The organism is Wolbachia endosymbiont of Tettigetta isshikii (genome assembly GCF_041154185.1).
Taxonomy (GTDB): domain Bacteria; phylum Pseudomonadota; class Alphaproteobacteria; order Rickettsiales; family Anaplasmataceae; genus Wolbachia.
The window spans coordinates 72,028-87,833 of sequence record NZ_JBFTEN010000002.1; the positions used below are offsets into that span (position 1 = coordinate 72,028).

The 15,806-nt window shown below is 35.6% G+C and carries 12 protein-coding genes, 1 tRNA gene and 2 pseudogenes; 10 read left to right on the forward strand and 5 right to left on the reverse strand.

Annotated features, from left to right (window positions below; all coding sequences use genetic code 11):
• The first annotated feature begins 96 nt into the window (after positions 1 to 96).
• The 3 genes from AB6N09_RS00960 (at position 97) to AB6N09_RS00970 (ending at position 3,055) form a co-directional block, all read left to right on the forward strand.
• Complete coding sequence (locus tag AB6N09_RS00960; RefSeq protein WP_411131094.1) at positions 97 to 684, forward strand: hypothetical protein; 588 nt, start codon at positions 97 to 99, stop codon at positions 682 to 684.
• A gap of 787 nt (positions 685 to 1,471) precedes the next feature.
• Complete coding sequence (locus AB6N09_RS00965; protein ID WP_411131112.1) at positions 1,472 to 2,296, forward strand: YihY/virulence factor BrkB family protein; 825 nt, start codon at positions 1,472 to 1,474, stop codon at positions 2,294 to 2,296.
• Between the two features lie 9 nt (positions 2,297 to 2,305).
• Positions 2,306 to 3,055, forward strand: coding sequence for an SDR family oxidoreductase (locus AB6N09_RS00970; RefSeq protein ID WP_411131095.1), 750 nt, complete (start codon positions 2,306 to 2,308; stop codon positions 3,053 to 3,055).
• Positions 3,056 to 3,120: 65 nt separating this feature from the next.
• Here AB6N09_RS00970 and lepA read toward each other — a convergent pair whose 3' ends face one another.
• Positions 3,121 to 4,917, reverse strand: a complete 1,797-nt coding sequence (lepA, locus tag AB6N09_RS00975; RefSeq protein ID WP_411131096.1) for a translation elongation factor 4 — start codon at positions 4,915 to 4,917, stop codon at positions 3,121 to 3,123.
• A gap of 64 nt (positions 4,918 to 4,981) precedes the next feature.
• A complete protein-coding gene (locus AB6N09_RS00980) occupies positions 4,982 to 6,379 on the reverse strand; it encodes a malonyl-CoA decarboxylase (RefSeq protein ID WP_411131097.1) in 1,398 nt (465 codons plus the stop codon).
• Between the two features lie 126 nt (positions 6,380 to 6,505).
• Here AB6N09_RS00980 and AB6N09_RS00985 point away from each other — a divergent pair, with 126 nt between their 5' ends.
• Positions 6,506 to 7,441, forward strand: coding sequence for a hypothetical protein (locus AB6N09_RS00985; protein WP_411131098.1), 936 nt, complete (start codon positions 6,506 to 6,508; stop codon positions 7,439 to 7,441).
• A gap of 31 nt (positions 7,442 to 7,472) precedes the next feature.
• Here AB6N09_RS00985 and AB6N09_RS00990 read toward each other — a convergent pair whose 3' ends face one another.
• Both AB6N09_RS00990 and AB6N09_RS00995 read right to left on the reverse strand, forming a co-directional pair.
• Entirely contained in the window at positions 7,473 to 8,141 is a 669-nt protein-coding gene (locus AB6N09_RS00990) for a thiamine diphosphokinase (RefSeq protein ID WP_411131113.1), read from the reverse strand.
• A 109-nt stretch (positions 8,142 to 8,250) separates the two neighbouring features.
• On the reverse strand, positions 8,251 to 8,406 hold the full coding sequence (locus AB6N09_RS00995) for a PQ-loop domain-containing transporter (RefSeq protein ID WP_411131099.1): 156 nt from the start codon (positions 8,404 to 8,406) through the stop codon (positions 8,251 to 8,253).
• 565 nt (positions 8,407 to 8,971) lie between these two features.
• Between AB6N09_RS00995 and AB6N09_RS05725 the strand changes: the two are divergent.
• Positions 8,972 to 10,056 (forward strand): annotated as a pseudogene (locus AB6N09_RS05725) (Rpn family recombination-promoting nuclease/putative transposase).
• A 366-nt stretch (positions 10,057 to 10,422) separates the two neighbouring features.
• On the opposite strand, the gene AB6N09_RS01020 reads toward AB6N09_RS05725, so the two are convergent.
• A tRNA-Met gene (locus AB6N09_RS01020) sits at positions 10,423 to 10,496 on the reverse strand.
• 74 nt (positions 10,497 to 10,570) lie between these two features.
• On the opposite strand from AB6N09_RS01020, the pseudogene AB6N09_RS01025 reads away from it, so the two are divergent.
• From AB6N09_RS01025 to AB6N09_RS01045, 5 genes and pseudogenes are all read left to right on the forward strand, one after another.
• Positions 10,571 to 12,680: pseudogene (locus AB6N09_RS01025) on the forward strand (ComEC/Rec2 family competence protein).
• A gap of 61 nt (positions 12,681 to 12,741) precedes the next feature.
• Entirely contained in the window at positions 12,742 to 12,897 is a 156-nt protein-coding gene (locus AB6N09_RS01030; RefSeq protein ID WP_411131103.1) for a hypothetical protein, read from the forward strand.
• A gap of 45 nt (positions 12,898 to 12,942) precedes the next feature.
• On the forward strand, positions 12,943 to 13,731 hold the full coding sequence (locus AB6N09_RS01035; protein WP_411131104.1) for a hypothetical protein: 789 nt from the start codon (positions 12,943 to 12,945) through the stop codon (positions 13,729 to 13,731).
• Between the two features lie 77 nt (positions 13,732 to 13,808).
• Positions 13,809 to 14,591, forward strand: a complete 783-nt coding sequence (locus AB6N09_RS01040) for a hypothetical protein (RefSeq protein ID WP_411131105.1) — start codon at positions 13,809 to 13,811, stop codon at positions 14,589 to 14,591.
• The gene (locus AB6N09_RS01045) at positions 14,591 to 15,568 is read left to right on the forward strand and encodes an RluA family pseudouridine synthase (protein ID WP_411131114.1); all 978 of its coding nucleotides are present in this window, start codon (positions 14,591 to 14,593) and stop codon (positions 15,566 to 15,568) included. Before AB6N09_RS01040 ends, AB6N09_RS01045 begins: the two co-directional genes overlap by 1 nt.
• Positions 15,569 to 15,806 lie beyond the last annotated feature (238 nt).

A 15,806-nucleotide genomic window follows, 5' to 3' on the forward strand; every position in this document is an offset into this window, starting at 1 on the left:
ATTTGCATTTGATTGATACTGAATTCATAGCGAATGTTATCGGGCAAGAGGCAGAAGAAAAAAACTATAGAGCTATTTGCAAGCAGCTTGGTGTAGATGAATATTCGCACTATGGACCATGGTTTAAATTCAAATATTAGTGAATGTGATGGATTGGGGAATGGTATTTTATCGATTCGTTTGGATGAAAAGAATAATATAAATAGCATATATTTTGATAATCAAAACAAGAATATACACAAACGATTAGATAAGACTCTTATAAGAAGAAGCAAACCTGAAAAAGACGTAGATGAAGTGAAACATACGGACACAGAGAAACCAATGGAGCATCAACCAATATTGCCAAATTCAAAGGTGAATTTAGGATCAGAGAAAGAAAAACCACAGAGTCAGGAAGAGTTGAATAAAGTAGAATATACAGGCTCAAAGGAAGAAAAGGTAGAAGAGAGCCAACAAGGCACTCAGCAATCAGTTATTTTTCAAGCGCTTGACTACATTATTAGTTCCATTTCATCATTCTTTTCATGGTTATTTGGCTCTAAAGAGAAACAACAACCTGCTCAACAATCCGACGATAGCCCTTCTTTATTTGAGTTTGATGCGAGCGAGTTAGATCACGATGTTGGAGATCGCTTGTCAGACAATCATAATCATTATCACTCATCTGATGATCTAATATAGCAACTCCCCTACACTTCTTAGTTGTGTCTATAGTTTTTCAAATATAGGAAGGTAGTTATTTAAACAATTAGATGAAGGACTAAGTAAATCATCCTGAAATTCTTGCTTTTTTGTTGCACAAAGAAATGACTTTTATTTCATTAGATCTCTTGCATTATGGTTTAGGAGAAACGCATAGGGCACCGTAAAATGCTTGGGGTATCCCATCCGCTAACGCTTAGCGAAATGACGGTTTTTTAAATCTTCAGGATATCATCCAAGTAGCCTTTTCTCCTGTCATCCAAGTACCTTTCTTTCTTGTCATTCCAGTACTTGATACTGGGATCCAGGATACCACTTTAGTAAAAAATATTTAAGAAATTTACCAAATGGAGAAAAAAAGACAAAAGAAATTCCGTGGTAAAAGTTGCTCACTTTCTAATCCTGTAAATTGGCGTACTATACTGTCTTAAACAACTTATAAGCGCGTTTCATCTTGTATAGGGAAAAACCTAGAGTCTAGGTAAAATTAATAAAGACGTGAGGTGCACATAGTGCAAAAAATTAAACATAAGACACCAACCGTGATACTTCCGTCGTTTAATCTGCACAGAAGGGTATCGGCAAAGGTTGTCAAGTAGTTTTTTGTTCTGTTTCTATGGCCAGTGGAGTGACATAAATCTTATTTTGCTTAAAAAGAGTGCTTAGAGCAGCAAAAAATATGACAATTCTCAGTGTCATTAGAAGGTTTTGCTTAAAAATATATTTTATTTCATTTAGAATATCTTACTTGGTTTATTTATATATAGTGAATAAGTTACTACAGAAGTTTTACAGCATTATTTATTGTCTTTACCGTGCTTTGATTGACACAATTTATAATGACGGAATGGAGCATGCCGGATATTTATCATTTTTAATCCTATTGTCAATATTCCCTTTTCTCATCGTTTTAATAGCTTTAGCGTCAACATTTGCAAATTTCTTAGACCAATATAACATCGGCTGGGCATTTATAATTGATCACATGCCACAGGACATTTTAGCATCCTTAATGCCGCGTATTAGGGAGATAATATCTGGTCCACCACAGAATTTATTGACTTTGGCAATTGTGGGTGCTGTTTGGACAGCCTCGTCAACGATTGAAGGGCTGAGAACAATATTGAATAAAGCCTACAAAGTTCCAGTTTCGCCACCTTATATATTGAGAAGGGTGCTCAGTATATTGCAATTTTTAGTAATTACGCTCATTATAACTCTGACTATAGTGTTCTCTACATTAGTGCCAATGCTGATTGATTTTTCCTATAATGGACTAAGTTACACTAAATATCTCCTCATCGAATTTGTACTTTTTATAGTGGTTTCCTGGCTATACTTTATGCTACCCAGCGTAAAACAAAATATGCCAGACGTGTTTCCTGGATCTTGTGTAGTTGTTATGCTCTGGACAGCTTCTGCTTCAGCTTTCAAACAATACTTAAAAGCTTCCTTTGGCCAATTGGACTTAATATATGGAAGTTTGGGCGGTGTGGTAGTATCATTACTATTTTTCTATATAGTGAGTTTAATTTTTATATATGGAGCAAAGTTTAATTTTCAGCTAAAATGTTTTAATGAGTCTCGCTAAGGAGAAAGAATGGGTAAGTTAGAAGGCAAAATAGCTTTAATTACCGGAGCTTCAGGTGGAATTGGTTCTGCTGTTGCAAAAAGGTTTGTAAAGGAAGGTGCGTTTGTAATTTTAATTTCAAGGTCTATTGATCATCTCAAGCCACTGTACAATGAAATTGAGGAATTTGAAGAATTCAAAGAAGGCTCTGTTAAGCTAATTCAACTTGATCTTTTGGACTTTGAAAACATAAAGATACTAACAAACATGATAGAAAGCCTAAAATTATCAGAGTCTGGGGCTCTTGATATATTAGTTGCGTGTACTGGAATTTTAGGTAAATTGAATCCTGTTCATGATTGTGAGCTTGAGAAGTTACAGAATGTAATGAATACAAATTTCACTGCCAATTGGTACTTGCTAAAAAACTTAGATCCGATGCTGAAAAAATCTAATTCTGGAAGAGTGATATTCATGACTTCAGAAGTAACGCTTTATCCTTCCTCTTATCCGTATTGGGTACCTTATGCTGCAAGTAAAGCTGCACTAGAAATCATGGTAAAGATATATGCATCTGAGACAAAACATACAAAGCTGTGCGTGAATGCTGTATATCCAGAAGGACCTGTTGACAGCGAAATGTACAAGCAAGCGTTTCCTGGAAAGGATACGCCTGAATTAGTGCTACCTGATAAACTAACAGACAAATTTGTGGAGTTAGCTTCTGAAGATTGTAGCGTATCAGGACAAATTTTACCATTGAGCAAATTTCTTGAGTAAGTTGCATAGCTGTACGAACACTATGACTCGAGCATACCAGGAGGGTGTCATGAAAGTAGATACTACTAGTCATTTATCTTCAAAGCTTGAATAAAAGCATTATGTGGAATATTGACATTTCCTATAGAATGCAATCTTTTCTTACCTTTCTTTTGTTTTTCTAAAAGCTTTATTCTTCGCGTTACATCTCCACCATAGAGTTTAGCTGTCACATCCTTCCTGTATGGATTAATCGTTTCCCTGGCAATAATTTTGCTACCCACTGCTGCTTGAATTGCAATCTTATATTGCTGACGTGGTATTAAATCCTTCAAGCGCGCACATATTTCACGTCCCCTTTTTTCTGCTCTACTTTTGTGAACAATGCATGCCAATGCATCAACAGGCTCTCCATTAACTAAAAAGCTCAATTTATCTATCTGACTTTCCCGATAATCGGAAATTTCCCAATCCAAACTCGCGTATCCCTTAGAAATTGATTTTAGCCTATCGTAAAAATCAAAAACAACCTCAGATAGCGGTAACTTATACTTCATCAGTGCTGTTGTTGTGCTACCAACATAAGATAGATCTTTTTGCTCTCCTCTTCTTTCTTTACACAGAGATAGAATTTCTCCTAAATATTGATCAGGCAACATTATGGTTGCGGTAATCCAAGGCTCTTCTACCATCTCAACCTTTGTTGGGCCTGGCATATCACTTGGATTATGAATGTTCAGAATTTCACCATTTCGTGTTGTAACCCTATATATAACACTCGGCGCGGTTGCTGTTAGGTCTAAATCAAACTCTCTCTCAAGCCTTTCTTGAATAACCTCAAGGTGTAACACTCCCAAAAAACCGCAACGGAATCCATAACCCAGCGCATTTGAGGTTTCAGCCTCAAATGTAAAGCTAGCATCATTTAAATGTAGTTTTTCCAGTGCTTCTCTTAAATATTTAAAGTCATCTGTTTTGTTGGGAAAAATGCTACAGAATACCACAGGGTGCACTTCTTTAAATCCAGGCAGTGCTTCATTACAAGGCCTCTTTTCCTCAGTGATGGTGTCCCCTACCCTACAGTCCGCCACTTCTTTCATTGAAGCAGTTATAAAACCAACTTCACCTGCTGAAAGTTCAACCGTCATTACCTTTTTAGGAGTAAAAATACCGATATTATTCACCTGGTATGTAGCATTGCTGGACATCATAACAATCTTCATACCTTTTTTTAGTACTCCATTTTTAACTCGCACTAAAATCACTACCCCTAGATAAGGATCATACCAACTATCAACCAAAATTGCTTGCAGTGGAGCGTTTGCATCACCCTGTGGAGCTGGAAGTTTCGTCACTATTGCTTCGAGTACATCCCTTACTCCAAGTCCAGTCTTTGCCGATATTAAAACTGACTCACTTGCATCAATACCAATTACTTCTTCAACCTGAAGTTTTACCCTTTCTGGATCTGCAGCAGGGAGATCAACTTTATTGAGCACAACTATTATCTCATGATTATTGTCAACAGCTTTGTATACATTCGCAAGAGTTTGAGCCTCAACTCCCTGGCTGCTATCCACCACTAAAAGCGAACCTTCGCATGCAGCCAAGCTTCGACTCACCTCATATGAAAAATCAACATGACCTGGGGTATCCATAAGGTTCAAGCAATATTGATTCCCATCATTTGCAGTGTAGTTGAGCATTACAGTCTGTGCTTTGATTGTAATTCCACGTTCGCGTTCTATTTCCATTGAATCGAGCACTTGATTGGTCATTTCTCTTGCTTCAAGACCATTACATTCTTCTATCAAGCGGTCAGCAAGCGTTGACTTCCCGTGATCTATATGTGCTATTATTGCAAAGTTTCTTATATTATCCATTGATGGCTATTCTACATATTTAAGTAGAACTATTTTACATTTGAAGTGCTGCAAGGGCAATTACTTACTTCCCCTTTAACGCAGATAGTACCTGCTTCGAGTGAGAAATCACTTTATTAATCATATAACTCTCATGATTATTATCTATTTTAGACAATTCATATAGGTAATTCACCATCATTCCAGCTGACTGACTAATGCTCTTTTCAGAAGTATCTGCCATCCAGTTTAGCTGTTTTATTGATGCACCATTACTTAAATGAAAATGTGCTACCGGATCATAAGCACCTCCACTACTGTTTTTAACCTTTAACAAATAATGTGCACAGAGCTTCAGCAAGCATTGTTTTTCGCATTCAGTATTGGTTTTTAACTGCTCTATGCTTTTTAAAATTTCTGCACTAGATTGCTTTATATTCAGTTTGCTCAATAAAGTAATATCTTGGCTTAAACTTTCTTTCAGCCATTTTGTAAAGCCAGGTATTGGAGAAAGCGTTGCGTATGTTTTTATACTCTTAAACTCCTGCGATAGTTTTTCCACAACTCTTTTAATCAAAAAATTACCCAGGCTGATTCCAGACAACCCCGCTTGAGTATTTGATATTGAATAGAATATGGCAGTGCTTGCACTGCTTGGATCACTTGAAGGTACCGACTCACCTAAGAGATGTTGAATGCTATCTGCAATTTTGTTCACCAATGCAACTTCTACAAAAATTAGAGGTTCATTTGGTATTTTGTAATGAAAAAAGGCAAAACATAGACGATCAGAATCCAGCCTGTTTTTTAAGTCATCCCAAGAGGAAATTTTATGCACAGCTTCATATTTTATAAGTTTTTCTAACAACGATGCAGGTGAATCCCAGGTAATTTGACGAAGATCAAGTAGATCAACGTCAACCCAGGAGAGAAGTATGCTTTTCAGTTCACTTTCTAGTCGATTGAGCTCTTTATATTGGTTCTTTAACTTAAGCACGTCAGAACGCATATCGACAATAAACTTAAGGCCTTCCGGCAAAGAAATAAATTGCTTCAATATTTTAGAACGCGGTGATTCAAGGACTTTTATCAAGTCCTGTTCAAATTTATAGTTTAAATCGTGATTCTGATTTTCCCTATATTCTTTTATTTTTTCATCTATTTCCGCTTTATTCAGACTGAATTTTTCTGCCAGGGTCTGCAAAAATTTTATTTTACCCTTTCCCGATAAACTTAAATACAGATTACCAAGAGATACGGTGTTCTTACGTGCTGAGACCTCCCCTCCCTTTGGGTTTAAGCACTCGTTCATCTTCAAGACCAAGCTATCGATATCGCGGCTACTGCTTAAATCAGGGCTAATATTGCCAACCCACGATCTTACAGCATCTGCGACTTCACCTAGTATTTTAAAAAAGCCTTTTACTGCTTTCTTATCTTCAACTTGTGCTACATCAGTTTTAACTAGTGATTCTTTCGTCATAAATTTCTTTTACCGTACATCTGTATTAAACCAAAGAAAAATCTTAGTCTACACATCAGGCACCGTTATCGAATTATTAGTAATTTTTATAATATAATTTATAGAGTATTAACAGAGAAAAACATTATGGCAGAGGCAAAGAAAAATCCAATAGCTACATTGAAAGCTCAAGCCAAAGAATTTGATTTCAGCAAACTAAGAGCTGCAGAAGATAACAAAGGAGCAAACTCCGGTGCAACTATGTATGCAGATTTCCCAAGAATGAATTTTGTTATCAATGAGAGAATTATAGACAAAACTTTAATTAGCACTTTGATTGAAGGAGTTTGGAAGCAGTATTCATGGAGAGGACTCAAACACAGTCTAATTGATAAAGGAACTAATACATATGGGAAAAAGCTTTACAGCAGCGAAGAGAAAGTTTTTCTACTAAAAGAAGAAGTAAAGAAAAACAATAATTATCGCCCAATTGCAAAGGAGATTTTTAAGGAAATGTTCCAATACGCTAAAGCAACAGTTCCAAGCAATTCTATTTTAGAGGAGCTAGTTACTAACTGTAATCAGTCTTCTTACTATGGTGGAGGGCTAGTAACAAACGTCCTCGCTCCTGCACTTTTTCCACATGAGCTAATGCTTCAAAGTCAGGGTACTATCCACATCAACTGTATCAATAGAAACTGTGTTAGTATCAAATCCGATAACGAAATATCTATAACAGACACTAAATTGCTAACTCACGATTGTGACTCAAAAGAAGCGGTTATATGTCAGTTGAATGACTCACTAGAGTTTACACTTGAGTCTCAAGATGACAAAGATGGTGTAACGTATAAAAAAGGTAAATTATCACTTACTATTCCCAAGGAGCTAGAAAGCTATCAAGATGGTGGCAAGAGTCTGTTTGATGTCATAAAAGAATATTTTCAAAAATTCTGCGAAAAGTTAGGATTTAAGTTCGAAGCAAAAATAAAACAAAATTTAAGAAAGCAATTGAAAGTAGATAGCCATTTGGAAAGCGTGAAACCTCCTGCTCATATTAATCAGCATGTTCATGGCAATTGAGGATTAACCCTTCTAACCTTCGCTTCTTAACTTAAGATGCTCCAGCATCATCTACTGCTTCTAAATACACCATTGCTAGACATATACCGCTATGCACTTCTATGGATACCCTATCGCTTAAACTTCGATTAAAGCAAGAATTTTTTTCTAGAAAAGCAAGCTTATCAATAGATAGCTCCCATTTTAATCCTTTAGTTGATATTTGAGCTCTCGGTATACCAAGTAAGGATATTTTAGTATTTTTCGGCAAAGAAAAATGGGTAATACCTTTTTTTAAGATGTATCCTATCATGGGAGGTGCAGGCGTGTAAAAGATACTACCTGTACTTAGAAAAACGTTAATATTTTGCAGTATATGATCAATTGCTCCTCCAGTAATACCAGTTATTATTGATGGCAGTAACTTAATTGTTTTTAAGTGAGCCATCGCTTTAGAAAAGTCGCAGTAATCCTGATCAGGTAAATATACTGTGCTTAAACCTGTACGTAAATTCAGATTTATACTATCTAAATCTCCTATTACAAGATCAGGCTGTACGTCAATTGATAAAAGCCTATTTACTCCTCCATCTACAGCAATAATAGGTATGCTTTGTTTAAAAAACGACGAATCAGGTATTTCTCCATTCAATACCACGATAGAACGATATTGTTGTTGTATACTACAGCGTTGTACATGATTATGAAATGCTTCGTGCAGATTTTACATCATAATAACATTTTTGAATAATTGATATTATACTAATTACTAACCAAGCAACATTGCTAAGTATTACAAAAGTTGAACTCTGACAAAGACCGTAGCCAATCTAAGACAGTGAACAAATAAGGTAATTTACCAACATCAGCATCGATATGTCGCAAGTAAGCTTAGTGAAATATGCTTTATATACTTGCGGTAATAATCCAATTAGAGATGTAATTAACGCGATGAAACCAAGGAATGCTTCAATATTTATGTGCATGCATTTTCCTACGCTTGCTTTAACAATATCAGGTTCAAGTTTCGTACTATCGGCTTTTTAAAGTACCTCCTAATATGTAATAATATCATTAAGCTTCTTTGTATAGCCTAAACTAAGCAGAAAAATAGCTTCCAGCCTTAGCCGATACTGCGTTTGCTATTTTTTAACGTAAATTTACCACTAAAATATGTTGATATTGAGTTTCAAGATCTTTATAATATGAAATGTGGGAGGTTAATAAACCTGTCCTCACGATGGTAGGTAATCGTAATTGAGTTTTCACGCTCGTATTTTTGTTAGGAGATTAGCCTCCCAAACTAAAAATAGGGTTTTTTGGTATCTATTACAGCTGCAAGCTCATGGCTTGGGGTTTTAAGGTGCTTTGTAGAGGAATTTACAAAAAGATGTACAAAAGCGTCTAAAGTATCAAATGCTATTCTAAAGCCATCTGCGTAGATCATTTTTTTTGATCAACACATCCGAGACTTAAAAAGTCAGACACAAAAGAATTGAAGATCTGCAAAAAATAGTGTATAATTACTAATGCTTTTTAAGTGAATTTCTTATGGTTTTGTCAAAATTTCTAGATCCAAAAAACAACTATGCATTCAAGCGTATATTTGGTACTGAGAAAAATAAAGATATCCTTATTCACTTTTTCAAAGATGTTCTAAACCTCACTGGTGAAGCAAAATACAGGACGTGGAGTTCTTAAACCACATTTTAAAACCCGATATTTCCTCTAAAAAGGAGAGTATTGTCGATGTACTTTGCAGTAGCAAAAATGGAGTACAAGTAATCGTCGAAATGCAAGTTGCTAGAACGACTGGATTCGAAAAACGTGCACAGTACTATGCTGCTTGAGCTTATTTTAGCCAAGCCGACGTAGGTGGCAAATATCAGGACCTTAAAGAAGTTATCTTCATTGCTATCACTGACTTCGTTCTATTTCCTAAGGAGCCTGAACATGTTTCCACTCATCACATACTTAATATAAAAACCTATAGACATTACTTAAAAGATTTTAAATTTATCTTTATTGAATTGCCAAAATTTTCAAAAACAAAAGAAGATCAATTAGACAATATATTTGAAAAATGGTGTTACTTTTTTAAATACGCAAGTGAGACTATTGAAGAAGATCTAAGAAAAATAGTGGGGAGTGATGAGGTTATATGCAGGGCCTATAATGAGTTAGTTGGATATAATTGGACTAAGGAAGAACGAGCTATATATTATGATGATAAAAAGCGTTAGGATGACAATTTTTCCTGCATCATGCAAAGTAGAATTGAAGGAAAATCGAAGTGGCAAAAGCAATGCTTGCTGAAGGCATGAATGTTGCTACCATTGCTAAAGTAACAGGGTTATCTATTGATGAAATCGAAAAACTGCGTTTTACGTATGATCAAGATAAGAAACGTGAAGATGATCTGTCTTAACCAAAAATTTGATGAAGGTGTTGAAGTTGGTATTGAAAAAGAAAAAACTGAAGGAAAAATCGAAATAGCAGAGAACATACTTAAAGCCGGTGTATCTATTGACTTAATATTTGAATCCACTGGTCTTACTCAAGCTGAAGTTAAACAACTTCAAGAAGTAACGTCTTACCACTCAAATAAGATTCACTGCCAATCGTTCTCAGTGTAGCTTAAACTACAAAGGTTGGTATTAGCTGCTCTTAAACTGTAAATAACCTTAGCTTAAGTGCTAAGAAACTTACTAAGCAGAAAAAAAAGACAAAAGAATCGTGTTGTAGAAGTTGCTCACTCTCTAATCCTGCAAATTGGCGTACTATACTGTCTTGAACGACTTATAAGCGCGTTTCAGCTTGTATAGGGAAAAACCTAGAAGTCTAGGTAAAATTAATAAAGACATAAGACACCAACCGTGATACTTTCGTCGTTTAATCTGCACAGACGAAGATAACTGAATACCTTCAATACCATTGATATTGAAACTGGCGAAACTTGTCAAGTAGTTTTTTTGTTTTTGTTGGATGACGACCGAATCAAGTTGCGGGGGTAGGATTTGAACCTACGACCTTCAGGTTATGAGCCTGACGAGCTACCGAGCTGCTCCACCCCGCGTCGTTGTTTATTTAGTTATTATATATACAATAATAAAAAATAAAAGAATAAAATCCTACTATTGCACACATTTTATGTATTTATTGACTTTTCTTGACATCACAGCCGGTTATATACGCAATAACCTACGCAGCGAGAAATATAACTTGATACTGTGGTTTCCCGTATGTCAATGTGTAGGAATTTTGACCTGTTTCTCTTTAAGCTCTGAACCAAGCTGTGTTTTTACTACATCTATTTTTCTCTCGCTTTTACCTATACTAATTCTAATTGCAATACTGTACAAAAGGTATACAATATTATGTATCACCTTGATTGCAGTGCTTGTAGGGTTTACAGCCAGCAAGCTGAGAACAGCTTTAGTTGATACTCAAATTCTTGATAAGGAGAGGTATGTAAAAAATATCGTTGCTACAGTAAAGGATATTAGCAATAAGGGCTCATATAGACAGTTTCTGCTCTCTGTTGAAAAGCTTCCTTCTGTTATCCCAGCGCCCAGACACTTGGATCCAGAAAAAAATACACAAATTCCAGCGTCACGCACTGGCCACATTGCTTTAGACAACATAAGAATATCAGTTAGAACTAAAGTAGAAAAAGGCATTAAAATAGGCGATCAAATAAAATTGTCAGCAAAGCTTTTTCCGCCAAAGATCGAACCTTCGGAGTATGCATATGATTTTGCAAGAATAGCCTATTATCAGAAAATAAGTGCTACAGGCTTTGTAACGAGCAAAATAGCTTTGCATAAAAAGGCTAAAGCAAGGAAATTTCAAGAGTATATAGAGTCTTTCCGTCAATATATTTATGAAAACCTGCAGCGAAATATCAAAAGACCACATGCGGACATAATCTCCACATTACTGATCGGTAAAAAGGATGGAATAGACCAAAAAGCTATGGATGCAATACGAGATTCAGGCATAGCACATTTGTTTGCTATATCTGGTCTGCACTTATCATTCGTTGCTGGCCTGTTTTTATAGTGTTTCGTAATTTATTTGCAATATCTGAAACTTTAACTCTTAAGTATAACACCAAGAAAATATCTGCATTTTTCACCATTTTGCCAACCACATTTTATCTGCTGGTCACCGGTATGCAAATTTCTGCACAGCACGCGTATATTATGGTGATCTTGGTACTTGTTGCAATAATAATAGAGAGGAAATATCGTGGATTAATAGCAATTGCGTTTGCTGCTTCGGTGATACTTATAATAGAACCAGAAGCGATTTTAAAGCCCGGCTTTCAGATGTCGTTTTCTGCCGTTTTGGCACTGGTTGCTAGTTATCAGATGAATGCCAACAAGCTTTTCAAAATAAAAATAGTGAAATACTTTGTGTCAATAATGATCAGCTCAGTAATAGCAAGCTTAGCAACTGTTCCATACACGGTATACAATTTTAATTACCTTTCAATCAGCGGCATCATCACAAATTTAATTGCTATACCAATAGTTACATTAATTATTATTCCGCTTGGAATAATCTATGTTTATTGATTCCTTTAGGCATTGAGTGGATTATAGCGCCGCTCATAGAGCGCCCAATTGACAGTGTTTTGTATATAACAAATGCAATCGCTAGTTTTCAATATTTGGTTATTCCCATTCGCGCTTTTCCCGCCTCATCAGTTATCATAACAACACTTGGGTTATTGTGGCTGTGCTTTTGGGAAAGAAATTGGCGTTTCTTTGGAATTTTCTTTATTGTGCTGGGTATTTTCTTCAGCGCTATATATAGAACTCCTGATATTCTAGTCAGTGCTGATAATGTTGCAGTAAAGGAGAGTGATGATTTGCTATATTCTCTCACTAGAAAAAATAGGAACTTTGTTGTCAGAACGTGGGCAAAGCAAAACAGGCAGAATCAAATTTTAAATCATACCAAATACAATAATTCAAACAAAAAACTAAAGTGTAGTGATTATGGCTGCATATATAATAAAGGGAATAATAAATCAGTTCTGCTTGCTTATAAAGAAGAAGAGGTTGTAGAAAGTTGTGACAGAGTTGACTTAATAATTCAGTTGAGCAAATTCAACTATCCAGTTTGTAATACTACATTTATTAGACACGCCGATTTAGAAACATATGGCACACATTCTGTTTGGTTAACAAATAGTGACATAAAGATTAGTAAAGTACGTTCAAACAGGCCTTGGCACGCGACTTTAAGTTAAAAAGCTTGCTTTTACATTGTTATTAATGTATAACTAATTTAGTTAAGATGTAAGGAAGTTTATGAACTCAGGTACTTTACTCTCAGGTATTAATGTAACTCACAATGTGGGTAATATAAATGATGCTATTGGCTTTTTCACTAAAGCATGGTGTGCAACAAAGAAATATTCTGTAAATAATACTCTACCTATAGTAGCTGTGAATGCTTGGCTTTAATTTTCCCTAGCCTATGTTGCTGCATTCGTAGTCACTAGTCATGATATGAGCTTCATTACAAATATTCTTAATTCAAGAGCAATGCCAGCCTATGCTCTTGCTTATGTTATTCTTGGAAAAATTTTATTAGCTTCTCTTGTTATAAAGCATGCACACAAGCAAGAAATAAAAGATGAAATATTAAAAAATGGCAAGAATACAATAGATAGAGAGATTAGAGGCGGAGAAAGTGATGGAATAAATGAGATTGCTCAAAATGCATTGACAATAGAAATTGTTCCAGACACGAGCTTTATAGGCAACAAAAAAGAAAATTTTTCTATAGTCTTACCAATTTCTGGAAGACAGAGAGAAATATTGGAGAACAAAAGACAAGAGAATAGAAATAAAATTGTTTTGCTTACTGTGCCATATGTGCTAAGTGGTCTAACTGTAGTTGGTGCATTGATAAAATTTTGCTTTGTCAATATTCAAAGCTGGAAACAATGGACTTTCATTGCAGCAGTAAGTGTTATAGCTATTGTTGGTGCATGCATAATATTAAGCAAACTAAGAAATAATGAAGTAGATAATGCATGTAATACCGTTAAAAGATTCGATAATGAGGATATCCTACTTCCGTGCAGAAAAGGTAGCGTTGTATCAGTAATGGAAAATAAATTTGAAAGTAAGGAGGAGAATGATCCGATGTCTCGATTGATTGGAGTTGTTAAAGAAGTAGGTGGTAAGCTTTGTGGCATAGCAGATGAGAGATTCAAAGGAGTTGAGAATCACTTTAATAGTAGTGTTGATAAGTTTCTGGAAGAAACAAAAAACATATTAAAGCTTTACTGAATAATTTAGAGAAGATCATAAAACAAAATTTAGATGGAGTAGAAGCAACTGCAAATGAAGCAATAATTCAATGTCTGGTGGACATTGGCAAAAGTGTTGATGAGTTATGTAAGGAAGTTGGAAAGAAGGTACAAAACAAACTGGATGAGGTCAGTATAAAAGATTTAGTAGACAATATAAATAGGCTAGCAGAGACTTTAGAAGATAGAGTAGCCAGACTTAAACCTGGAGAACGTATGGGGTTAATGGGAGCATCTTTTACAGATAAAAGATTAACTAATGCACCTAGAGAAAATGGCTCATTACCTCAAGGCGAACAGGCAAGTAGTGATAAAGAACCTGATACACAACGAGTTGATTGGTCAGAAGGAGTAAAAGAAATAGGGCAGCTAAAAAAGAAAATAAAGGCATTGGAGAGAGCATTAGAAGAAAAGGAAAGTAATCAAACCAAAGCTGATAGTGGCATCAGTTCTGAAACTAGCAGCACTGCCTCTAATGGCTTGCATCAAAGTGAAAAAGAAATGCTAGAAGAAGAAAATAAAAATTTAAAAGAGCAAGAATACATAGAAAAGTTACGAAAGGAAAATGCCAAGTTAAAGGAAAGCCTTTCTCCAGAGGTAAAGGAACGAAAAGAAAAAATTAACAGCAAACCAAGTGAATTTTTATATTACGTATTAGAATCCATTAAGCTTGGAGAAAAGGCAACGTTGCGGAATTTTAACAATAAGATAATAATCCACTGGAAAGATGGTTCCCAGACAATTTGCCATATTAAAAAACAAGGTGATCTTCCTAGTACAGAAGTTGATTTCGTAGATAAAAATATTCAAGCAGCATTTGAAGCAGCGTGCGTGTGGTAATTGCAATAGATGTAACCTTAAATATTGATAGTAATGGGGAAAAATTAAGGTTGGATGCCTATATCGCTGAAAAGTGCAACATATCACGCAGTAAAGCGCAGAGATTGATACAAAATGGGCAAGTGAGATTACTTGGCGTACCTATAATTAATAACGATCACATGGTAAAACCAGATGAGAAGTATGTTGTGCATCTTACTTCTAATAACGAATCCACATCGATTGAGCCTAATCACGACATAAAACTTGATATTATCTACGAAGATGAGGACATTATGGTTCTCAATAAACAAAGTGGATTAACAGTGCACCCAGGTGCTGAGACAAATAATGATACGCTCTTGAACGCAGTTATTGCTCACCTTGGTAAAATTCCATATACCCACGTAAGACCAGGAATTGTTCATAGGCTCGATAAAGACACTAGTGGGCTGATGGTAATTCCAAAAAATGAAGAAGCCCATAGTTTTTTGTCTGAATTACTTTCAAATCGCAAGATAAAGCGGGAATATTTAGCAGTAGTTTGGGGAATATTGCCTTCTAACCAGGGAACTATAAAAACTAATATTGCTCCAAAACGTAGCAACAAAGAAATGATGTATGTAACGAAAACCACAGGAAAACTGGCAATTACCCATTATTTGGTGCAGAAAGTTGTAGGAAAAGCAAGCCTAGTTAAATGTGTTTTGGAAACGGGCAGAACACACCAAATTCGAGTACATATGAGTCACATGGGACATTCTATTGTTGGTGACCAAGTCTACGGAAAAAATAGCAGTAAAAGCGCAAAATACGCTAAAAGCTCCGATTTTATTTGTGTCTTCAATAGACAAGCATTACATGCCTATAAGCTAGGATTATATCACCCAAAGAGCAAGGAATATATGGACTTTTGCTCTGATTTACCGCAAGACATGAGAACTTTAATTGATGAGTTTGAAGAACTAACAAATTGTAGAAACAAAAAAACTACTTGACAACCTCCGCCGTTACCCTTATTATAGCATTGAAGCTATTCACTTAGCTTCAATCTGCGCAGGTTAAACGACGAAAGTATCACGGTTGGCGTCTTATGTTTAATTTTTTGCACTATGTGCACCTCATGTCTTTATTAATTTCACCTAGACTTCTAGGTTTTTGCCTATACAAGCTGAAACGCGCTTATAAGTCGTTCAAGACAGTATAGTACGCCAATTTGCAGGATTAGAGAGTGAG